Source organism: Variovorax sp. OV700 (assembly GCF_900099805.1).
Classification (GTDB): Bacteria; Pseudomonadota; Gammaproteobacteria; order Burkholderiales; family Burkholderiaceae_C; genus Variovorax.
Genome location: NZ_FNDR01000010.1, coordinates 142,803 through 163,973, shown reverse-complemented (window position 1 = coordinate 163,973; position 21,171 = coordinate 142,803). Strand labels below are relative to the sequence as shown.

Below are 21,171 nucleotides of genomic sequence, written 5' to 3'. Positions count from 1 at the left end.
AGCGGTAATGAGCGCTTAGTCCGCTGGCTTTTCGGTGGGCTCCAGGCCCGCCGGCATCGTCACCTCCCCGCCCGTGGGCATCAGGCGCGTCGCGTCGCTGTCGTCAGCAATCACCCACAGCGTCAGCACCGTGTAGTTGTCGTGCCCGGGCTTGGCATGCGACTTGATCTGCGTGTCGAGCAGTTCGGTCCACTGGCTGGGCGTGCGTGAGGCATGAAGCGTGTCGACCAGCACTTCGTCGCCCAGGGGCTCCCAGACGCCGTCGCTGCACAGCAGCAGCACGTCGCCGGGCAACAGGCGCATGCGGTCCGACACCGTGATGTCGGGCGCTTCTTCCACCGAGCCGAGCGCCGACAGCAGCATGTTGCGCTGCGGATGCAGGCGCGCGCCCTCTTCGTCGAGCATGCCCCCGGCCACCATCTGCTGCACCAGGCTGTGGTCGGTGGTGCGCGCCACCACCGCGCCGCCGCGGAACAGGTAGGCCCGGCTGTCGCCGCTGTGCACCCAGGCGAGCACCTGCTGCTCCAGGTCGATGGCCGCGAACACGATGGTCGAGCGCATGCCCGCCAGCTTGCCGCCTTCGGCCTGCCGCGCGACCACGTCGAGGTTGGCCTGTTCGACCAGCGCACGCAGGCTGGCTTCGTCCAGGCTCGGCGCGGCCGAGAAGCCACCCAGCATGCTGGTGCGGGCCGTGGCAGCCGCCACGTCGCCGCCGCCATGGCCGCCCGCGCCGTCGGCCACCAGGCACGCGACATAGCGCTCGTCGTGCCAGTGGCCATGCACGTCTTCGTTGTAGTTGCGGCCGCCCTGCCGGGACAGCGTGACGATTTCGATTTCCAAGCGGAGTGCCTTTTGCTTCTGTGTCGGGGGGGTCAGTTGCCAGCGGGCGGCACGTCGGCCTTCAGGCGTGCCATCTGTTCTTCGTAGGCCTCCAGAAAGGCCTTGCCGAAGAGGTTGTGGAAGTCGTCTTCGGCCTCGCTCGCGATGCCGCCGTAGAGCGCTACGAACTGGTCCCAGAGCTTGGCCTTGCGGTTGGCGCTGAACAATGCATCGAGCGCCGACCTGGAAGCGATCTTCTTCTCGAGTTCTTCGGGCTCGAAGCGCGCGATTACGTGCGCCAGCGCCGCGCGCATGCCCACCATCACGCCGAACTGGTGGGCGCGCAGGTCGTTGAAGGCGTCGCGCATCGCGGCTTCGGGTGGCATGAAGCCGCGCACGCCCGGCCCGAGCAGGTGCGCGAGCGCCACCTCTACCGTGGGCGAGAACTTGAGCGGGTTGTTGGCCTGCGATGCAATCATGGTGACCTCGGCGCGCACCTCGCGCTTGAACTCCTGGCGCGTGAGCAGCAGCTGCAGCGTGCCCTCGGTCGCACTGCGAAGGATCGAGCCGATGCGCTCCATGAGGCCCGGCGTGAGCATCTCGGGCGGCTGGTGCGTGCTGGCAAGGCCGCGCAGGAAGGCGGCGAGCAGTTCGTCGTCGGATGCAATGCGCTGCGCTGCCGGCGCCGCAGCCTTGGCGACCGGCGCTGCCACGTGTTGCGGTTGCGGTTGCGGTTGCGGTTGTGGCCGCGGCGCGGGAGGCGCCGGTTGCGGCAACGGCTCGACCGGGTCGAGCAGCGAAACCTCCGGCCCGCTGATGCGGATCGGCTGACCCGTGATGTCGTCGAACTGCGGCAGCTCCGGCCTCGGCGTGGCGGGTGGTGGCGATGGCAGCGGTGCGGTGATCGCCTTCGGCGGCGTGAAGCCGAACTGGTCGATGGGCAGGTGGTCCGCGCGCGGCACCGGCGTGGCCGGCGCTGCGCGCTGCAATGCCGCCAGCGGATCGGCGTCCGAGGCCGTGTTGGGTTGCAGCAGCGGGTCGGCCAGCGGAGAAAGCGCGAGCGGATCGCCGCCAATGCCGCCTCCACCGCCCATGCCACCGAAAAGATCGTCGATGCCGGCGGCCTTCCCGCTCGCGGGCGGCGCGCCCAAGTCCGAAAAATCGTCGAGCGCACCGAAGTTCGTGCCCGGTGCCGATGATGACGATGGAGAAGAAGATGCGGGTCCGAGCAGATTGGCAAAGGGATCGATCTGCGCGGCCTGCGCGTTGCGCGAGCCGCTTTGCATCGGGTCGGGGAACAGCAGCGAATCGGCGGACGCGGCCGAAGCAGCGGCAGACGCCCGGGGCGACGCGGCGGGCCCCGACGGTGGCGGCGGAGGCGCAAGCCCCGCCAGCAGATCCGCAAAGGGGTCGTCGCTCGACACCGCCGCCGTGGATGCGGGGGCTGCTTTCATCACCGTGTTCGGCACCGCCAGCGAAGGAGGTGCAACGCCGGCCACCGCGCGCACGCGAAGCTCGAAGCTGCCCACCACGAGCTGCGTGCCATCGGTCAGAGGCGCTTCCTTGCCCGACCCCAGCGGCACGCCGTTGCACTGCATCGGATTGCTGCCCCGGTCGATGACGAAATACTGGCCGTCGCGGCACAACACCTGCGCATGCACGCGCGAGACCGTGCGGTCGGGATCGACCAGCACCAGCGTGTTGGTGTCCGCACGTCCGATGGTGCCCCCGTTGGGGCCGAAATCGGCGGCAATGGCCTGCCCCGCCGGGGCGCCTTGCCGGGTGATGACAGCAATATGGATCATGAATCGGCCCCCGAGGCTCTATGCCCTTCTACGCCCGAACACAGCCCGCGCTTGCACGGGCGAAAAAACTCAGAAGGAGTATTCATTCCGTGGAGCGGGTTGGCAATCTCGCCTTAAGAGGTATGCCATTGCAGCCAGGCGGCGATGGCAGTGAAGATGAGGGCGATGAGGAGCCAGGTGCGGACGGCGGGGTCGATGCGCCTGGCGTTGCGCGCCCAGCGCAGTGCGGCCGAGATGAGGAAGGCGAGAGCCAGCACGGCGAGGATGTAGCGGGCCCGCATGCGGTCAGGCCTCCAGGGCATCGAGCCAGCGCTGTTGCCGCCAGGCCGGGGCGGCGGCGGGGAACAGCGGCGTCCCCGGTTGCTGCAGGCACAGGTGCTGAGCCGCCGCCATGCGCTGGCGCTGGTAGCCGTGGCGCAACACGTGCACGCAGTGCACCGCTTGGGGCGGCTGACCCATGAAATAGCGGACGCTGGGCGTGAAGAGATGGTTGTTGGCCTGCCACCAGCGGGCAATGGCTTCCGCGTCGGGCCAGGGCAGGTCGGCGTCTTCGTCCTCGGCGACGTTGTCGTCGTCCGGGTCGTCTGTAAGCCCGGCGCTGCCGCGACCCGTCGATGCACCCGCGATCGAAGAGGCTTCCACGGAAAGCCCGGTGATCATGCGCAGCGCCTCGCCCGTGAGGCGGGCCGACGCCGGGTCGTCGAGCTGCCGTATCAGCCACGGCACGAGCTGCGCATCGCCTGCGGCCCCGCAAGCCTCGATGAGCCGGCGCAGCGCCGGGCGCCCCCGCGCGCCCTGTACGGCCTGCGTCATCTGCCCGAGCACGTGGCGCACACGCGGCAGGTCGGCCGCGCGCAGAAAGAGCGCCAGCGCCTCGGGCGCCTCGGCCGTGCCGCCCGCCGCGATCTCGGCGAGCACATCGAGGGCGGGATGGACCTCCCCCAGCAGCAACGCCGACGATGCCGCGCGAAAGCGCACCTGCGCACGCCCGTGCGTCAGGTTCTCGCGCACGCGGTCGATGCTGGCAGCCACGCCGACCTCGCCCGCCAGTTGCAGCGCACGCGCGCGAACGGCGTCGTCTTCATCGTCCAGCAGCGCCCACAGCAAGTCTCCGGGCGGCGTGCGGTGCAGGTGCAAGGCGGCAGCGGCAAGGTAGCGCGCGAGCGGCGAGCCCGCGACCGCCATCTTCACCACGAGCCCCTGCAGGGCCCTGCTGGACACCCAGCCGAACGCCCCCACCAGGCTCGTGTCGCAGACGCCGTCTTCCACCTCGACTTGCGAGGCGGCTGCCAGCACCTGCCGCACCTGTGTCGTGTCGCCCGATTCGACCGCCAGCACCGCGGGTGCGAAAAGCCCGCCGGGCCCTGCGTCCACAGTGCACGCGATGCAGGCATTCCAGCCCTCGGCGTCGGTGGTGCGCAGCAGCGCCATGTGCGCGTCGATGCGCTCGTCGAAACCGGCAAGCCGGCGCAGCGTGTCTCGCCCACCGACCAGCCGGGCGCGGTGCTGCACCAGCCAGGCGAGCTCATGCGGAAGGCGCTCGACCTGGCGCGCGACCACGGCGCGCGGCGCCGCCGCGGCTCTGCTCCAGCGAACGAAGGCCCGGAACGGCGGCGTCTGCGCGCCGTCGGCGGGACCGATCAGGCAGGCGCCGCGCATCTCGCCTTCGGACGACGATTCACACACCGCCATGGCGCCCGGCGCATAGCCCCAGTGCATGGCGTGCGCCCCGACGATCACCTGCAAGGGCAGCGTGGCGCACCCCACGTCGCCGGTGAACGCGGGCAGGTGGATGCACGGCAGGCCGTCGCGCCAGGCGCGGTACTGCCGCGCGAGCAGCGCCGTCGACTCCCACGCGCGGTACCGCTCGCCGTTGATGTCGGTGATGCGCCACCCGATCTGTTCCTCGGCCGCTCCAGCCCGGTCCAGTGCGGCACCGATCGCCCGCTGCAGCCCGCTGCCCACCGAATACCGGTCCGTGAGCAGGCTGTCGGCCTCCTGCGCCTGGGCCGCGCCCAGCAGGCATGCCATCGCGGGCTCCAAGAACGGCCCCGCGGCGCGCCCCGTCAGGAAGAAGGCAGCGGCCTCGCCGGGAATCAGTCCGAAGGGGTTGGACGCTTCGTGCAGTCGCCCGCTGTCGTGGAGCCGTTCCCGGTCGTCGTCGTTCAGCATCGAATCGACGCCGCCGATCAGCGCGGCATCGATTTCGTTGCGCGCGAGCAGCGCGTCGGCCAGCTCCATTGCGACCGCGGCCGACGCGTGGCCCTCCAGCAGCACGCGCGAGTGCGGCGAGGGCCGCAGACCCAGGCTGCGCATCGCCCGCGCGATAAAGGCATGGCCGGTCCCGTCCTGAGTGATCGCATGGTTGCGAAACGGCTCGGGCAACGCCACGAACAAGGCGCAGCGCGCCATGTCGCCGGCATAGGCTGCCATGCATTCGCGCACTGCGCGCAGCAGGAACTTGCGCAGCCACGCTGCCTGCGACTTCTTCAACTTTCCGGCCGCGGGCACGGGCGCCGCCAGCAGCGGATCGCCGGTGTTTGGCAATACCGCCTCGATGCCGCTCAGCCCGGCACGAATGGCCGCGCAGGTCTGCGCGGCGTCCATCCCGACGGCCGTGACGCACCCGGTGGCGTAGATCAGTTGCATGGCGGCATGCCCCGGTTCATTCGGCGAGCGCGGGTGCGTCGCGGCCGACATAGCGCTTGGCACGCCGCTGCGCACGCAGCCAGCCCGGCGACACATCGCCAATGACGATTTCGCGGACCAAGCCCAACCGGCGCAGGCCCGTCAGGCAGTGCCGCGCCAGCACGGACACGGTGCGCGCCTCTGCATCCACGTACATCGTGTCCACGCGCAGCCGGTGCTGTGCGACGCCGGTGGAATGCAGCACGGTCGCGCCGATGTCGGGGGCCGGCATGCGAAAGGCCCAGAAGCCGTCCGGCGTGAGGTTGGCCAGCTGCACTTCCGCGTCGGGCATCGCATGCGGCCATTGCTGGTCGAGCGGCGCACATTGGGCGAAGCGGGAGTCGAGATCGACTGGGGGCAGCGGCCAGCGCGATTCCGACCAGGCCTTGTCATAGGTACCGGCGTAGTTCAGGCGCGGCGTCCAGTTCGGCGCGATGGCGCCGAAGCCAGCAACCGGGAACGCGGTGTCTGCCGCCCCCATCTGCTGTCCGAACGGTCCGATGTTGGGCAGGTCGCTGGCGACCGTGGGGTCCGACGAACGCGCGCCGCGCCATCCCACGCCGACGGGGTTCTCCAGATGGCAGGCGCTCACCGCCCCCGCGTCGTCGCGCACACTGCCCCCGAAGGCGCGTTCGTAGCGCAGCGGCATGGTCGTAAAGGGCTGCGGCGACGACACCCGCGTGCCCGTGAGCCCGATGCGCTGCCTGTCGCCGGTGACGCTAAGCACCTTGCGCCACCCGCCCACGCGCATGCCCACGGCCATTTCGGTCACAGCTTCCCCATGCGGCGCATGGGCGGTGGCGTTCACGATGAAGTCGACGGCGGGCTTTGCCGCACACGCGGCGCTCGCGCGCAGCAGGGACGACCGGCCCGGCGCGCCGTCCGGCTCGTCGCCCAGAGGCGGCGGCAGCTGCGCGGGCAGGGGAAATGGTTCGCCCGCCTCATCGAAACCATAGGTCGCGCATACGAGGATGCAGAAGAACAGCTGCCCGTCCCGGTCCATCAGCAGCATGCACTGCTGCACAAACGGCGTGGTGTTGAAGATCGCTGGCGACATCCGCGGATACCGGTGTTCAGGTCCAACGGCCGTCACCGTCCAGTCCAACGGGCCAGTACGGCATGGCCGAGAGCAGTTCGGCGGTTTCCATGTCGCCTTCGTCGACCACCCATTGCAGGAGGAAGGACTCGGGCGCGACCGGTGGCGTCTCCCGGGCGTTGAGGTCGGCGCAGGCAAGCCAATACTTGCGGATGACCGCGACGGTGGTCGGATCCGATACAGGACCCGCCGGGAATTCGGCCCAGTTCGCGACCCGCGCCTCCTTGGCTGAACCGAACTCCTCCTCCAGCGACTGGGTGCGGTAGGCCCACCATTCGACCGCGTCGTCGAGCATCTTCTTCAGCTCCTTGCGGTACTTGGTGTAGAGCGCGCGGTGCGCGGCCGAAGCCTCGCTTCGCGCGGGCGAGACAGGAATGACGACCGCACCGCTCAGCGCCAGATCGCGCGGCGCGACGAGCAGCCTCGCGATCCCGTCGTTCATGCCATCCTCTGTCATGTACTTCGGCTTCATGAAAACTCCTTCATCCGGTGTGAATGGCGGGGCCGGATCCTTCAGATCCAGCGCTCCTTCTTGTCGAGGCCCAGGGGCGTGAAGACGAAGTCCGCCATGAACTCCGCCAGGTCCTCGACCCGGTTCGAAAGCATCTCGATCAGCAGCTCGCGCGGCTCGACCGGCGCCTCGAGCGCCTCGAGGTCGGCGTGTTCGTCCTCTTCACTGGTGTCGTCGCTGCCCCAATCGGATTCATCGGAGTCGTCGGAATCGTCCAGGTCGTCTTCGTCATCCTCCTCCGCCTCCTCCGCCGCGTCGTTGAGCCGCTGGCATTCCAGCGCGTATTTGCGAAAGACAGCAATCACGAACGGGTGCGACACCGGCCCGAGCGGCCAGCGCCTGTCGACGGCTTCCTGGGCCGCCTGCGCATCGGCGCCGGCTTGCGTCTCGCCCAGCAGGAGGGCTTGCCACCAGGCCTGCGCAATGGCCCTGGCTTGCCGTAGCTCGACGACATAGTCATCGAACAATTCCTTGTAGTCGCTCATCGGCATCTCCTTCTGTCTGGTTGATTGCAAATCGATCGCTACTTGATCTTCGCCAGGAAGGCATTCACGCGCGCCGTCCCGTGCCTTCTGGACACCGTGCCGCCCTGCTTGCCCGAGCACGGTCGGCAGTGGCCCTTGGACGTGGCCCCCGTCGATTTGGCCCAATCCTTGAACTTGGCCACGGCATTGCAGCCGCCCAGGTACCAGGCAACGATCAGCGGCGGCTGGTGGTCGGGCACCGTGGCGTTGCGCCACTTGCACTTCCAGCACTTCTTTCCCGCGATCTTCTTGCGCTGCTTGGCGTTCGGCTTGCCCTCCTTGGGGCGCTTGTATCGGTTCTTGCAGGGCTGGCTGCCATCCCAGCCATGGGAGGCGGCCACGCGCACCAGCGCGGCGGGCTCGATGATGCCCACCGGCGGCGTCGCGCAGTTCTGCCCCATGGGATCGCCATGGCGGCACACGCCCTTGCCCTCGACCTTGACGGTGTGCGACCAGTTGGAAAAAACCGCCTTGCCCTTGGTCTTGTGTGTCACCACGTTGCCGCCCTGCGTGCCCGCTTCGTTGCCGGTGCTGGTGCTGACCTCCGAGGCGTCTTCGAGCGCGGTCGGCTCGCCGTCGATCAGCACCGAGCGGCTTCCCTTGGACAGGTCGGACGCGCTGCATACGTTCACGTACGGCACGGGCAGCGGGCCGCCTGGCGGGGGCGGCGGCGTCAGGCACACGTCCCCGGGCGCAATGCCCTTGCCGCCGCTTCCCTTGTGGAAGAGGCCCATGCCTTCGGCGTAGACGGTCAGCGACATGGGAGCAACACCGGTGATCGGTCCGCGCGCTCAGTTGAGCTCGATGGACCCGCCCTTGAGTGAGTTCACCCCGGTAGCTCGGGTCTGCACGAAATGGCCGTTGATCAGTACCTTGCCCGCCCGCGTCAGCGTGATGCTCGAGTTTCCGCACTGGAGCACGATGCGCTCTCGCGCCGACAGAACGAGCCGATCGCCGTCCGCCTGCGCATGCATGGCATGGTCCTTTTCGCCTTGCGCGGCCAGCACGCGCCCCAGGATCAAGGGGCGGTGCGGATCGCCCTTTTCGAAGGCGACCACCACATCGCCGCCCACGTCTTCCTCGCCGAGGTGGACGGTGGTGCGCGCGCACAAAGGAGCTTCGTCCTCTTCCATACGCACCCAGAGCCCGGTGCCGGCCAGGGCGACGAGGCGCCCTACCCGCACGCCCAGCTGCATCGCGCCGGGCGTGTCGCCAGTGGCCGGCATCAGCCGCGCCAGTGCTTCGTCGCGTCCACTCATGTCGACTCCTTCAGTTGTGAGTGATCTTCGAGCCCTTGACGACCACGTTGCCCGAGGCCTTGACGTTCACCGCGCCGGATCCTTCGATCAGGATGTCCTTGCCCTTGATCGTGATGGAGCCGTCCTTCTTCATCACGATGCTCGCGCTGCCCGTGGTCAGCGAGATCTCGTCGCCGGCGTCGACCACGAACTTCTTGCCCACGCTGAACGAGTCGTCCTTGTCGATGCTGGCCGAACGGCCTGCACCCACCGTCATCGCCGCATCGCTGCCCACATTGATCGCGAGCTTGGCGCCGACCTTGATCGCCCGATTGGCGCCGATGGATTCGGTCTGATCGGCGCCGATGGTCACGTTCTGGTTGGCCCCCACGTTGATCGTCTGGCTCGCCCCCACCGTCACCGCCTGCATGGCGCCCACCGTGATCTCTTGCGCCGCGCCCACGGTGATGGTCTCGTTGATACCCACGCTGTGCGTGCGCTGCAGCGCCACCGTCGCAGTCTCGCTCGCGCCCACGGTGATCGAGCGGTTCTGTCCGATCGAAATCGTCTCGTTCAGGTCCACCGTCTCCGTGCGGTTCTGATGAATCGTGATGGTCTCGTTCTTGTCCACCGTTTCCGTGCGCTGTCCGTGCACGGTGATCGTCTCGTTGTTGTCCACCGTCTCGGTACGGTCGTGCTTGACGTGCGTGGTCTCGTCGTGGTCGATGGTCTTGGTGCGGTCATGGCCAACCCAGTGCGTTTCGTCGTTCTCGACCTCGATATCCTGGTTCTTCTCGGCATGCAGGTACACCTGCTCCGAACCCTTCTTGTCATCGAAGCGGAACTCGTTGCAATTCGACGCGCTGCCCTTGGGTGTCGAGCGCGTACGAAAGCCGCTCTGCGTGTGCGAGCCGAACGGAATGGGCTGGTCGTCGTTGTAGACGCGGCCCACGATGATCGGGCGGTCGGGGTCGCCGTTCAGAAAATCGACGATCACTTCCTGCCCGATGCGCGGAATGAAGTACCCGCCCCAACCCTTGCCCGCCCAAGGCTGCGACACGCGCACCCAGCAGGTGGATTTTTCGTCGCTCTTGTCGTAGCGGTCCCAATGAAAGTGCACCTTCACGCGGCCGAAGTCGTCAGCATGGATCTCTTCGCCGGCGGGTCCCACCACGATGGCCGACTGCGGCCCAGGCATGACGACGCGCGGCGTGAGGCGGGGCGGTCGAAACGGCACGTCGACGGGTATTGCGGTCAGCAGAAAGGCGCTGGTGCCCTGGGGGCTGGTGCGCAGCACCGGGGCATCGGCGATCAGCGCCTCCAGCGCGGGCAAGGCCTCTGCGTTAACCGCATCGTCGGCGAGCGCTTCGCGCAGCACCTGCTCCAGCGGCATCTCCGGCTTGTCATGAGAGATGCTCTCGTAGCCCGGATGGCTCGCCACGAAGGTGCATGCGGCAATGATGTAGTCGCCGTCCCGCGTGCCGCCGGGGTCGTCTTCGAAAGTGAAGCTGCGCCCCGCGGCCACGTCAGGCCAAGTGGTGAGCGCCCAGTGGCGTTGGCGCCGCGCTCCGATCTCCTCGCCGCGCAGCTTGCCTTTGTCGTCCGCATCGCCGCCCGAAAAGTAGCCACCGGCGAATTCGAAGGCCTCGAATTCGGCCAGTTCATGCTTGTCGGGTTCTCCGCCCGCGGCTTCGAGCTTCTTCTTGATCGCCTTGAAGTCGCTGTCGTGCGAGGCGTATTTTCCGGTGTCGAACTGGCGCGCGCTGACCCAGCGCGAGACCTCGTTGTGGCGCGCTTCGCTCGCGTCGCTGGCCACGTGGCGCAGGGTTCCTTCCACCGGCAGCTTGTCGTGCGCGATGTCGCTCGCGTCCGACAGGTGCATGGTGCCGGGTGCGTCGTGCGCGTCGAACCAGTAGTAGATGCCCTCGTCTTCCAGCAGCCTCGAGATGAACTGATAGTCGGTTTCCTGGTGCTGCACGCAATAGCGCCGCGGGTTGTGGGTGCCGATGACGTTGTCGGCCTTGGTCTTCTTGAAGCGCTTGATCGGGCTGTCTTCGAACACCGCATCGAGCACCTCGAGCACCTTCTTGTCCTGCAGGATGCGGGAGTTGCTGCGCTTGGTAAGCAGCCAGAACCACGAGCGCAGGCCGATGCGGTATTCGAAGTGGCGCCCCACATGACCCAGGCGCTCGAAGCGCACCGCATGGCCCTGGCAATGACGCTCGTGCAGGCCGCCATCGGCATCCTGGAAGCCGATAACCAGATCGAACGCGCGGCCGAGGATGTCCTTGGCATCGAGTGCCCGGTTCTTCGACAGCACGGTGAGTTCGTAGGTCGACGGGCGCGCCAGGGCCTCGTGGCCCACGATGCGCCAGAACATCAATTCGCCGTTGACCGGCGAATCGCTCTCGATACGAAACTCGTGATCAGCCATGGCGTGGAACTCATGCAGGTATTCGTGCCGTGGGGGGTGTGGGCGATCGTTCCAGGCCGTTCCGTCAGGCTGCCAGCAACAGGATCTTTGGTTGGCTCGGCACCAGCCTGCAACCGGGCGCATTGGTGCTGTTCTGCAACGACACGCTGGTCATGCGCGAAGCCGGCATGCCCTTGAGCAGCACCGTGAAGGCGCCCGTCAGGTGCCGGCTCGGCCCCATCACCATGCCGGACGCCACGCCGGTGGCCAGCCCGGCGTTGTCGCCGTTGGTCTGGGGAATGGTGGTGCCCAGGTTATGCGCAGGCGCGCCCACGAAAAGAATGGTCGGGCAGTTGGGCACAGCCATCGGTCCCATCGCGATGTTGGGATAGGGAATGGGCACCGGTCCGGCCGGGCTGGGTGTCAGGCAGACATCGGGGAACGCGGTGTCGGTCCCCATCAGTTGGCAATTGGCGAACATGGTGTACTCCGTGTCGGCTGTGGTGGTCAGCCCATGTGGATCTGCTCGCCGTCGAGCTTGACCAGGTTCGCCGCATTGGCCACCAGGTTGTCGGCGTGCAACTGCATCATCTGTTCGGCCCGGTAGTCGACCTGCGTGGCGCGCACCTGGTCCATGCCCGCCACCGTGCGCTGGCTCCATCGCGAGAACTGGCTGACGCGGTCGGCAAACGACTCCAGCAGGTCGGCGATGACCTTGACGCGGCCGAACGACCATGTCACTTCGCGCCCGATGCCGGTGACCTTGTCGATGGCGATGGCCGCAGCCCGGCCCTGCACCGCCAGTTGCTCGCCGGCGAGCGTGAGGTGGTCGGCCTTCAGGGTCATCGTGCCGTCGGCGCTTTCCAATACCGCGCCGGCCGGCAGCACGACCCGGCCGGCCGGGCCGGTGCTGCCGCGCTCGAGCACCGCGGTGACGTACATGCCCTGCGCGAAGTCGCCGCATAGCCAGACGACGTCGCCGGCTTCGGGCGCCAGCAGACAACTTGCGGCCGGCGACACGCTCAGTTCGCCCTGCGCGGTGACCACGCGGCAACGGCGCTCCGCGTCGACGGCAAGCACCGTTCCCACACCGTGCATCGGCGCGGCGCACAACTGCATCAGTTTCTTTTCAGGGCTGCCCATGTCGGCTCCTTGTCGTTCGTTGTGTCAATTCAGTCAGGAAGAAGAAGCAGCGACCGGCTGCGCCCGCCAGCCTTCGGCGGCCACGAGTTCCGGCTCGCTTTCGAGCGCACGCGCACGGTCGGAAAACTGCGCATCCGCGTCGATGACGGCATGCAGGTTGGCGCGGAACATCGTGGCGCCCCGCAGGTCGGCCCCGCTCAGGTCGGCGTGCGAGAAATCCGCATAGGTCAGTTCACAGTCGGTCAGCCGCGCCCCGGCCAGCAGCGCTCCGGCCCAGTTGGTCTGGTACAGGTCGGCCGCGACGAACTGCGCGCCCTGCGCCTTCGCCCCGACAAAGAGCGCCTGCGTCAGCACCGCCTGGTGGAACCGCGCGGCCGAGATGTCGGCCTCCATGAAGATGGCGTTCGGCGCCTGCGCCCCGTCGAAGTTGGCCCCGGTCAGTTTCGCGCCTTGGAAGTTCGCCTGCGCGATGCGAGCCTGCGAAAAATCACAGCCCGTCAGGTCCGCGTTCATGAACTGCACGTTCACCAGGCGCTGCCCGGCGAAGGACTTTCCCGCCAGGTTCGCCTTGATGAATACCACGGTGTCGAACGCGGCACCTCCGAACCTGGCCTTGCGCAGGTCGCATTCGAGCAGCACCGTGCGTTCGAGCTTCGCGCCCGAAAAATCGACGTCGCCCATCTGGCAGTCGGTGAAGATCACCTTGACCAGCAGGGCATCCTTCATGAGCAGCCGGTTCAATGCGCACCCGGTGAACACCGTGAAATCCAGCTGGGCTGCCCCCAGGGCAAGGCCGTCGATCTTGCATTGCGCGAAGGTCGCATTCCGCGCGGCAGCCCCCGTCATCACCACGTGCTCGAAGCCCGACTCGACGAAGGCGGTGTCGGCAAGGATGCAATCTTGCGCTCGCACCTTCGAGAAGCTGCATTGCCGGAACTGGCTCTGCGTGAGGTCGGCGCGGTGCATCGTCGTTCCCTCGAAGCGGCAGCCGTCGAACAGCGTGCCTGACAGGTCGGCATCATCCAGGTCCAGACCCGAAAGATCCTGTCCGATCACGGGCTCGGCCCGTTGGGCGCGACGCAGGAGTTCGGTTTTGTCCATGGGCCGGTCGCTCGTTCGCTTCAGGTCGCGGCCGTCGCCGGGCGATGGCGCGGGTAGGTGCGCATGCGCGTGGTCAGCGCCTCGTCGAAGCGGACATTGAAGCCGACCTTCACGCGGGCCAGGTCGGCACGAAACAGGTTGGCGCGGCGAAAGTCGGTTTCTTCCAGCGTCGCGTGCTGCAGCACGGCACCCCACAGGTTGGCCGCTCCCAGGTTGGCGTGCCGCATGTCGGCCCGCACGAAACGCGCTTCGCGCAGCTGTGCGCCGCGAAAGTCGGCGCGTTGCAGCTTGCATTCGCTGAAGTCGCTGCCGGTCAGCAGCGCGTTGCCGAACTTCGCGCCTGAGAGTTCAGCCCCGCGGAAGTTCATGTTGGGCAGCTGGGCCGCGCCGAAGTCCGCGCCCGTCAGCACGCAGCCCTGCGCAAAGCAGCCCGAGGCGATCTGCAGGCCCTTGAAGCTCGCGCCGGGCGCCACGATGCCGACGAAGCCGCACTTCTCGAACACCGCCTCGCTGACATCCACACCCGAAAGATCGCATTCGACAAAGGTGCATTGCCGGAAGTGCGCGCTCGTGAACCTGCAGCCACGCAGGTCGCGCTTGAAGAACACCAGCAGCGAATCACACATCGCGCCCGAGCAATCGACACTGCCCAGCTGCGCCTGGCCGAGCCGGATGCCGTCGAGCCGTGCGCCGCGCATGTCGACGTCGCTCAGGCACGCGTCGTCGAAGGTAGCGCCTCTGAGGTCGGCGCCCGCGAAGTTCACCTTCGAGAGGCGCGCACCGCCCAGGTTGGCGCGCTGCAGGTCGGCGCCGTCCAGTTGCGTCGATTGCAGCGTGGCATGCGCCAGCACGGCGTCGTGCAGGTCGGCGCCGCCAAGTTCGGTGCCCGTGAGGTTGGCGTGCTCCAGCAGCGCCTCGCCCAGTTGCGCGCCCTTCAGGTCGAGCCCGGCCAGGTTGGCACCACTCAGGTCCCAGCCCGCGAACGACAGGCCCTTGGCATGGTGGGCCCGCACGCGCACCCGCAAGGCCTCGGCGGCGTCATTCGGCAACGGGTCGACCGCCGGCTGCAGATGCGCTGCCATGCGATAGCCCGCCAGTTGCTGCGCGTCGCCGTCGGCCCATTGCGCCATGCGCTTGCTGTCGCCGAGCATGTCCTCGAACTCCGAGACGTCGCAGCCATGGGCCTTGCCATGCGCGATCTGCCGAGTGAACTCGCGCTTGAGGTCCTCGGCGAAAGGCTTGGGCGGGCCGCGCGTTTCAAGGCCTGCCATTTCTCGTTCGATCGGTGCGAAGTCGATCTTCTCGCGCGCAAAGATGCCTCGCATCTCCTCGACCGTGGCGGCCTTCTCCGCCGCCATCCGGGCGGGTGCCTTCTCGCCTTCGGCCGCCATCTCGGCCTGCAGACGGATCAGGTCGTCGATGGTGCGCACCTCCGGCGCGGGCGGTCCCTTGACCGGCGGTCCGTGTTCGTCTGCATCGAGCCCAAGCGCGACGACGTCGGCGCGGGCCTGCGCGCGATCGGCCTCGGCACGCTGCATCGACCGGTCCAGCGCGCGATTGGAAAAAGCCGCCGGATCGAAAAGCGGCACCACCAGGTCCGCCGGCATCAGGTCTTCCTCGCGCAGCGATTCCAGCACGCCGTTCTTGCGGTCCAGGCGCTTTTCTCGCACGGCCAGGTAGTGAAGCGCCGGGCGCGGCTGGTCCAGGCGTTCCACCGCAGCCATCAGATGCACGATGTCGGCTCCGTCGTCCTCGACCACCTCGTGCATGCCTTGCGAGATCAGGATGGCGCGCTCGGCATCCGGAAAGAACCAGGCAGTTCGCAGCTGCAGCCGCAGCTCCTTGAACTTGTCCTCACCGTCGATCCGGTGCGTGACGAAGGCGCGGGCCTTCAGGGCGGGCAAGCGGCCTTCGAGCTTGGCCGTGGCAGGATGCATGTTGCGAAACGAATAAGGCTCGTCGCCGACGAAGGGCGCCACCTGCTGCTGGTCGGCCGACGCGATGTTGAAGAAGCCCCAGTCGGTATCGCTGGCAATGCCCGGAAAGTCCTGTTTAAGCCAGGCGTCGTCGTAGGTGCCGCGCCGCGCCGCGCGTTGCGGCCACATCTGATCGATCGGCCCGAAGCCCACGGGCGCTGCGCGGTCGGTGGGTGCCGCTAGCGGCGCCCGCGGGTCCTCGATGTTCGGTAGCCAGTGCACGCGCCCGGCCGGCGTGTCGACGGGCGAGGCGCCCAGGCCCAGGGGGTTCTCGGCAAACTCCGCGCCGCCGTACGCATGGGCCCAGTCCAGCGGCATGGCGGCGAAGGCCTGCGGAGGCGAGGCGCGCGGCCCGTCCCAGTAGCGATGCCCCCGCACCAGCAGCGCCTTGCGCAAGCCGCCCACCTGGGCCTCGACCGCGCAACCGGTGCCGTCTCCGGCATCGAGCGGGTAGGCCGACCCGGACACCAGGTACTCCGAGCGTCCGCGCACGCAGCCCTCTTCCAGGATGCCCTTGGATTCCGGGCGCGTGGCCCAGAACTTCCACAGGTCCATCTCCTGGCGCAGCGGCCGCCCGCCGCCAAGTTCGATGAACATCAGCACCGACACGCCAAACCACTTCTTCCCGCGGAACTCGAAGTTGCGCGCGATCAGCGAGGCAGTGGTGGGCTTGAAAACCTTCATGGCGGGCAATGCGCGGCGGCTACAGAATGAGCTTGAGCGCGTCCATCTCGATGTTGGTCGCGCACGAAAGCGCGGCCATCGCGTCCATTTGCGCAACGCTCATTCCCTTGGAAAGAACGTCGGCACCCACGCGCTCGAACTTGAAACCGATCAGCGCATTCGACGAGCCCGTGGCTTCGATCTTCGCGGCGTTGGCTTCCATGGCGAGCACGTTGAAGTCGAGCTTGCTGGCATAGCCCTCCTTGATCGTTCCGCCCACCTGGCACAGCTGGAAGTCGACAATGTTGGTGCCGCCTGGCGCCACCAGCGTAAAGCCCGCCGGTGCGGTGATGGTGACGGGGCCGCCGGCATTGACAGACCATGCCGCGCCGATGTTCTGCGTGAGCCCGGCACCAATGCTCTGCGTCACCGCGGCACCCACGTTCTGCGTCACGCCGCCGCCCACGGTGTCGCTCCGGTTGCCGCCGATGGTGGTGGTTTCGTTGCCGCCGACGGTCAGCTCGCGGTTGGCGCCTATGGTCACGCTCTCGTTGGCGCCCACGGTCTCGGTGCGGTTCGCGCCGATGGTGATCTGCTCGTTGGAGCCGACATCCTCCGTCCGGTTGCTGCCGATGGTGATCTTCTCGTCGACATCGACCTTCTCCGTCCGGTTGTTCTTGATGTGACTGTTTTCGTCGTTGTCGATCGTCTTCTTGCGGTCATGACCGACCCAATGCGTTTCGTCGTTCTCGACCTCGATGTCCTGGTTTTTTTCCGCATGCAGGAAGACCTGCTCGGAGCCCTTCTTGTCGTCGAAGCGGAACTCGTTGAAATTGGCCACCCCGCCCTTGGGCGTGGAGCGGGTGCGAAAGCCGCTCTGCGTGTGCGAGTCGAAGGGAATGGGCTGGTCATCGTTGTAGACCCGGCCCACGATCAGCGGACGGTCGGGGTCGCCGTTGAGAAAATCGACGATCACCTCCTGCCCGATGCGCGGAATGAAATAGCCGCCCCATCCCTTGCCGGCCCAGGGCTGCGAAACGCGCACCCAACAGGTCGAGTTCTCGTCTCCGTCGTTGTAGCGGTCCCATTGAAAACGCACCTTCACACGCCCGAACTTATCGGCATGGATCTCCTCGCCCTCGGGACCCACCACGATCGCGATCTGCGGGCCGGGCATGGTCACGCGCGGCGTGAGACGAGGCGCGCGGTACGGGCGGTCCACGGGAATCACGGTCAGCAGGAAGGCGCTGGTGCCCGGCTGCGCGGTGTGCAGCGTGGGCGTGCCGGCGATCAGCTCTTCGAGCACTTGCAGGGTGTCGGCATTCACCGCGTCGTCGCGCAGCACCTCGGACAGCGCGGTGTAGATCGGCTGCTCGACGGCGCTGGCCGCCACGCTCTCGTAGCCGGGATGGCTGGCCATGAAGGTGCAGGCCGCGATGATGTAGTCGCCATCGCGCGCGCCATCCGGGTCGCCCTCGAACTTGAAGCTGCGGCCCGCGGCCACGTCGGGCCAGTTGGTCAGGGCCCAGTGGCGGTCACGGCGCGCGTTGAGTTCGTCGCCGCGCAGCTTGGCGCGGTTCTCGGCGTCGTCGCCGGTGAAGTAGCCGCCGGGAAACTCGAACATTTCGAGGCCGGCCAGTTCGTGGCCGCCGGGAACGTCGATCACCGCGCTCAGCTTTTTCTTGATGGCCTTGAAGTCGCTGTCGCGGGAATCGTGTTTGCCGGTGTGGAAATGGCGCGCGCTCACCCAGCGTGAGATCTCGTTGTAGCGCGCCTCGCTCGCATCGCTGCCCGCATGGCGCAGGGTGTCGGCCACGGACAACTTCTCGTGCGCCATGTCGCTCGCGTCCGACAGGTGCATGGTGCCGGGTGCATCGTGCGCGTCGAACCAATAGTAGATGCCTTCGTCTTCGAGCAGTCGGGAGATGAACTGGTAATCGCTTTCCTGGTGCTGCACGCAGTAGCGCCGCGGGTTGTGGGTGCCGATGACGTTGTCGGACTTGGTCTTCTTGAAGCGCTTGATCGGGCTGTCTTCGAACACCGCGTCGAGCACCTCGAGCACCTTCTTGTCCTGCAGGATGCGGGAGTTGCTGCGCTTGGTGAGCAGCCAGAACCAAGAGCGCAGCGTGATGCGGTACTCAAAATGCCGGCCCACGTGCCCCGCGCGCACAAAACGCACCGCGTGGCCTTGGCAATGCCGCTCGTGCTTGCCGCCATCCTTGTCCTGAAATTCGATGACCACGTCGAAGGCCCGGCCAAGGATGTCCTTGGCGTCGAGCGCCCGGTTCTTCGAGAGCACGGTGAGCTCGTAGGCGGAAGGACGCGCGAGCGCCTCGTGGCCCACGATGCGCCAGAACATCAGCTCCTTGTTGGCAGGTGAATCGCTCTCGATGCGGAACTCGTGGTCGGCCATTTCGGGGGTCTCTTGTTGAAGCTTCAATCGAAGGCGTAGGTGAAGTCGGCGTCTTTCACGTCGAGCGCCACGCGGCGGATCTCGCCGCCGGAAGCCAGGCGCTGCAGGTACTCGACAGAGATCGTCGGCAGCACGGTGTTGGTCAGGATCGCGTCGATCACGCGGCCACCCGACTCCGGGTCCTGGCAGCGCGCCACCACCTGCTCGACCACCGCCTCGCTGTACTCGAAGGGCACGCCATGGTTGGTCTCGACGCGCTTCTTGATGCGGCCCAGCTGCAGCCGCACGATCTTCTTCATCATCTCGGGCGACAGCGGGTAATAGGGAATGGTGACGATGCGGCCCAGCAATGCGGGCGGGAACACCTTCATCAGCGGCGCCTTCAATGCATCGGCCAGCGCGTTGGAATCGGGCAGCAGCTCGGGATCGCGGCACATGCTCATCACCAGCTCGCTGCCGGCATTGGTGGTGAGCAGGATGATCGTGTTCTTGAAGTCGATCATGCGGCCCTCGCCGTCTTCCATCCAGCCCTTGTCGAACACCTGGAAGAAGATCTCGTGCACGTCGGGGTGGGCTTTTTCCACCTCGTCGAGCAGCACCACGCTGTAGGGCCGGCGGCGCACCGCCTCGGTCAGGATGCCGCCCTCGCCGTAACCCACGTAGCCGGGCGGCGCGCCCTTGAGCGTGGAGACGGTGTGCGCCTCCTGGAACTCGCTCATGTTGATGGTGATGATGTTCTGCTCCCCGCCGTAGAGCGCCTCGGCCAGTGCCAGCGCGGTCTCGGTCTTGCCGACGCCCGAGGTGCCGCAGAGCATGAACACGCCGATGGGCTTTTGCGGGTTGTCGAGCCGCGCGCGCGAGGTCTGGATGCGGCGCGCAATCATTTCGAGGCCGTGCTTCTGGCCGATGACGCGCTGGTTGAGCGTGTCCGCCAGCTTGAGCACCGCCTCGACTTCGTTCTTCACCATGCGGCCGACGGGAATGCCAGTCCAATCCGCAACGACCGAGGCCACGGCCTGCTCGTCGACCGAAGGCAGGATGAGCGGCGACTCGCCCTGCACAGCATGGATCTTCGCCTGCAGCACATGCAGTTCTTCAAGCAGCGCGGCGCGGTCTTCGCTCCCTCCCCCGCTGGAGGGTTGGGGTGGGGGCACGTCGGCCTTCGCATTGCCCTCGGCGGAGGCGGTATCCACCGGCTTGCTTCCCGCACGCAATTTGCTGCGCAGCTCGAGCAGCCTGTCGACCAGCCCTTTCTCTTCCTGCCAGCGCGCATTGAGCGCATCGAGCTGCACCTTCGATTCGGCCAGCAGCGCCGTGACCTGCGCAGCGCGTTTGGTCACGTCGATGCCGATCGCCTCTTCGCGGCCGATGATCTCCTGCTCGACCGTGAGGCCTTCGATACGCCGCATGCAGTCTTCCACCTCGGGCGGCGTGGCATGCTGCGACACGGCCACGCGGGCGCATGCGGTGTCGAGCAGGCTCACGGCCTTGTCGGGCAGCTGGCGCGCGGGAATGTAGCGGTGCGACAGCTTCACGGCCGCCTCGATGGCCTCGTCGAGCAGCTGCACGCGGTGGTGCTTCTCGAGCACGCTGGCCACGCCGCGCAGCATGAGGATGGCCTTCACCTCGTCGGGTTCGGGCACCTGCACGACCTGGAAGCGCCGCGTGAGCGCCGGGTCCTTCTCGATGTACTTCTTGTATTCGGCCCAGGTGGTCGCGCCGATGGTGCGCAGGTTGCCGCGCGCCAGCGCGGGCTTCAGCAAGTTGGCCGCATCGCCGGTGCCGGCCGCGCCGCCGGCGCCGACCAGCGTGTGGATCTCGTCGATGAAAAGAATGATGGGCGTCGGCGAACTCTGCACTTCGTCGATCACCTGGCGCAGGCGCTGTTCGAACTCGCCCTTCATGCTTGCGCCCGCCTGCAACAGGCCGATGTCGAGCGTGAGCAGCTTCACGTCTTTCAGCTGCGGCGGCACGTCGCCGCGCGCGAGGCGCTGCGCGAAGCCTTCCACCACCGCGGTCTTGCCAACGCCCGCCTCGCCCGTCAAGAGCGGGTTGTTCTGGCGGCGCCGCATCAGGATGTCGACGATCTGGCGGATTTCCTCGTCCCGCCCGGTCACCGGATCCATCTCTCCCTTTTTCGCCTTCTCGGTCAGGTCGACAGCAAATTTCTTGAGGGCATCGCCCTTGCCCATGGCGGCAGGCGCCATGGCGCCGGAGTCTTCGCCCGGTGCACCGCTGCCCATGCCGGTGCCGTCCTGCGCGCGCATCTGGGATTCGGGCGAAGGATCGCAAATCTTCACGAAGTTGTCGGCCAGGTCCTCGACCTTCACCTTCTCGAACTGCTTCGACAAGCCGAAGAGCGGGTTGCGCAGGCTCTGCGTCTTCAGCATGCCGACCAGGATGTAGCCGGTGCGCACCTGCGCCTCGCCGAACTGCAGCGTGGCGTAGGTCCATGCGCGCTCGATGGCGTTCTCGATGTGCGGAGAAAAATCGCTGATGGCGGTGGCGCCGCGCGGCAGGCGGTCGAGCGCGGCCGTGATGTCCTTGGCGATGACCGACACGTCCAGGCCGTAGTGCTGGATCACGCGATGCAGGTCGGAGTCCTGCGCCTGCAGCAGCTGGGCGAACCAGTGCTCCAGCTCCACGTACGGATTACCGCGCATCTTGCAGAACACGGTGGCGCCTTCGATGGCCTTGTAGGCCAGCGAGTTGAGCTTGCCAAAAAGGGCGGTGCGGCTGATTTCACTCATGGAGGACTCCGTATCTCTTCAAGACGAATGG

At 67.2% G+C, this 21,171-nt stretch carries 16 protein-coding genes; all 16 read right to left on the bottom strand.

All coding sequences use genetic code 11. The features are described from left to right. Positions 1-15 precede the first annotated feature (15 nt). A complete protein-coding gene (locus tag BLR24_RS22290) occupies positions 16-840 on the bottom strand; it encodes a PP2C family protein-serine/threonine phosphatase (protein WP_093020912.1) in 825 nt (274 codons plus the stop codon). A gap of 32 nt (positions 841-872) precedes the next feature. Continuing rightward, a complete protein-coding gene (tagH, locus tag BLR24_RS22285; RefSeq protein WP_093020910.1) occupies positions 873-2,624 on the bottom strand; it encodes a type VI secretion system-associated FHA domain protein TagH in 1,752 nt (583 codons plus the stop codon). 113 nt (positions 2,625-2,737) lie between these two features. Next, on the bottom strand, positions 2,738-2,905 hold the full coding sequence (locus BLR24_RS30785) for a hypothetical protein (protein ID WP_175543330.1): 168 nt from the start codon (positions 2,903-2,905) through the stop codon (positions 2,738-2,740). Between the two features lie 4 nt (positions 2,906-2,909). Beyond that, positions 2,910-5,273, bottom strand: a complete 2,364-nt coding sequence (locus BLR24_RS22280; RefSeq protein WP_175543329.1) for a TIGR02270 family protein — start codon at positions 5,271-5,273, stop codon at positions 2,910-2,912. A 16-nt stretch (positions 5,274-5,289) separates the two neighbouring features. After that, complete coding sequence (locus tag BLR24_RS22275; RefSeq protein WP_093020906.1) at positions 5,290-6,369, bottom strand: DUF2169 family type VI secretion system accessory protein; 1,080 nt, start codon at positions 6,367-6,369, stop codon at positions 5,290-5,292. Between the two features lie 16 nt (positions 6,370-6,385). Continuing rightward, positions 6,386-6,880 carry a hypothetical protein gene (locus BLR24_RS22270; RefSeq protein ID WP_093020904.1) on the bottom strand — a complete coding sequence of 165 codons (495 nt, stop codon included), beginning with the start codon at positions 6,878-6,880 and terminating at the stop codon, positions 6,386-6,388. A 41-nt stretch (positions 6,881-6,921) separates the two neighbouring features. Continuing rightward, positions 6,922-7,404: a hypothetical protein gene (locus BLR24_RS22265; protein WP_139188788.1), complete on the bottom strand. Its 483-nt coding sequence runs from the start codon at positions 7,402-7,404 to the stop codon at positions 6,922-6,924. Positions 7,405-7,442: 38 nt separating this feature from the next. Beyond that, on the bottom strand, positions 7,443-8,204 hold the full coding sequence (locus tag BLR24_RS22260; protein ID WP_093020900.1) for a DUF4150 domain-containing protein: 762 nt from the start codon (positions 8,202-8,204) through the stop codon (positions 7,443-7,445). A 30-nt stretch (positions 8,205-8,234) separates the two neighbouring features. Next, positions 8,235-8,702 (bottom strand): DUF6484 domain-containing protein, encoded by a 468-nt coding sequence (locus BLR24_RS22255; protein WP_093020898.1) that lies wholly within the window; start codon positions 8,700-8,702, stop codon positions 8,235-8,237. 10 nt (positions 8,703-8,712) lie between these two features. After that, entirely contained in the window at positions 8,713-11,115 is a 2,403-nt protein-coding gene (locus BLR24_RS22250) for a type VI secretion system Vgr family protein (protein ID WP_093020896.1), read from the bottom strand. Between the two features lie 64 nt (positions 11,116-11,179). After that, positions 11,180-11,575, bottom strand: a complete 396-nt coding sequence (locus BLR24_RS22245; RefSeq protein ID WP_093020894.1) for a DUF4150 domain-containing protein — start codon at positions 11,573-11,575, stop codon at positions 11,180-11,182. Positions 11,576-11,601: 26 nt separating this feature from the next. Further along, the gene (locus BLR24_RS22240) at positions 11,602-12,237 is read right to left on the bottom strand and encodes a DUF3540 domain-containing protein (RefSeq protein WP_093020892.1); all 636 of its coding nucleotides are present in this window, start codon (positions 12,235-12,237) and stop codon (positions 11,602-11,604) included. Between the two features lie 33 nt (positions 12,238-12,270). After that, positions 12,271-13,338: a pentapeptide repeat-containing protein gene (locus BLR24_RS22235; RefSeq protein ID WP_093020890.1), complete on the bottom strand. Its 1,068-nt coding sequence runs from the start codon at positions 13,336-13,338 to the stop codon at positions 12,271-12,273. A 20-nt stretch (positions 13,339-13,358) separates the two neighbouring features. Further along, entirely contained in the window at positions 13,359-15,998 is a 2,640-nt protein-coding gene (locus tag BLR24_RS22230) for a DUF2169 family type VI secretion system accessory protein (RefSeq protein WP_093020888.1), read from the bottom strand. A gap of 19 nt (positions 15,999-16,017) precedes the next feature. After that, complete coding sequence (locus tag BLR24_RS22225; protein WP_093020886.1) at positions 16,018-18,390, bottom strand: type VI secretion system Vgr family protein; 2,373 nt, start codon at positions 18,388-18,390, stop codon at positions 16,018-16,020. 23 nt (positions 18,391-18,413) lie between these two features. Continuing rightward, on the bottom strand, positions 18,414-21,140 hold the full coding sequence (gene tssH / locus BLR24_RS22220; RefSeq protein WP_093020884.1) for a type VI secretion system ATPase TssH: 2,727 nt from the start codon (positions 21,138-21,140) through the stop codon (positions 18,414-18,416). Positions 21,141-21,171: the final 31 nt, after the last annotated feature.

What these genes read in the sequence shown, in the direction of transcription:
- tagH (WP_093020910.1), bottom strand. Translation starts at nt 2,624, where the DNA reads ATGATCCATATTGCTGTCATCACCCGGCAAGGCGCCCCGGCGGGGCAG.
- BLR24_RS30785 (WP_175543330.1), bottom strand. Translation starts at nt 2,905, where the DNA reads ATGCGGGCCCGCTACATCCTCGCCGTGCTGGCTCTCGCCTTCCTCATC.
- BLR24_RS22280 (WP_175543329.1), bottom strand. Translation starts at nt 5,273, where the DNA reads ATGCAACTGATCTACGCCACCGGGTGCGTCACGGCCGTCGGGATGGAC.
- BLR24_RS22275 (WP_093020906.1), bottom strand. Translation starts at nt 6,369, where the DNA reads ATGTCGCCAGCGATCTTCAACACCACGCCGTTTGTGCAGCAGTGCATG.
- BLR24_RS22270 (WP_093020904.1), bottom strand. Translation starts at nt 6,880, where the DNA reads ATGAAGCCGAAGTACATGACAGAGGATGGCATGAACGACGGGATCGCG.
- BLR24_RS22265 (WP_139188788.1), bottom strand. Translation starts at nt 7,404, where the DNA reads ATGAGCGACTACAAGGAATTGTTCGATGACTATGTCGTCGAGCTACGG.
- BLR24_RS22260 (WP_093020900.1), bottom strand. Translation starts at nt 8,204, where the DNA reads ATGTCGCTGACCGTCTACGCCGAAGGCATGGGCCTCTTCCACAAGGGA.
- BLR24_RS22255 (WP_093020898.1), bottom strand. Translation starts at nt 8,702, where the DNA reads ATGAGTGGACGCGACGAAGCACTGGCGCGGCTGATGCCGGCCACTGGC.
- BLR24_RS22250 (WP_093020896.1), bottom strand. Translation starts at nt 11,115, where the DNA reads ATGGCTGATCACGAGTTTCGTATCGAGAGCGATTCGCCGGTCAACGGC.
- BLR24_RS22245 (WP_093020894.1), bottom strand. Translation starts at nt 11,575, where the DNA reads ATGTTCGCCAATTGCCAACTGATGGGGACCGACACCGCGTTCCCCGAT.
- BLR24_RS22240 (WP_093020892.1), bottom strand. Translation starts at nt 12,237, where the DNA reads ATGGGCAGCCCTGAAAAGAAACTGATGCAGTTGTGCGCCGCGCCGATG.
- BLR24_RS22235 (WP_093020890.1), bottom strand. Translation starts at nt 13,338, where the DNA reads ATGGACAAAACCGAACTCCTGCGTCGCGCCCAACGGGCCGAGCCCGTG.
- BLR24_RS22230 (WP_093020888.1), bottom strand. Translation starts at nt 15,998, where the DNA reads ATGAAGGTTTTCAAGCCCACCACTGCCTCGCTGATCGCGCGCAACTTC.
- BLR24_RS22225 (WP_093020886.1), bottom strand. Translation starts at nt 18,390, where the DNA reads ATGGCCGACCACGAGTTCCGCATCGAGAGCGATTCACCTGCCAACAAG.
- tssH (WP_093020884.1), bottom strand. Translation starts at nt 21,140, where the DNA reads ATGAGTGAAATCAGCCGCACCGCCCTTTTTGGCAAGCTCAACTCGCTG.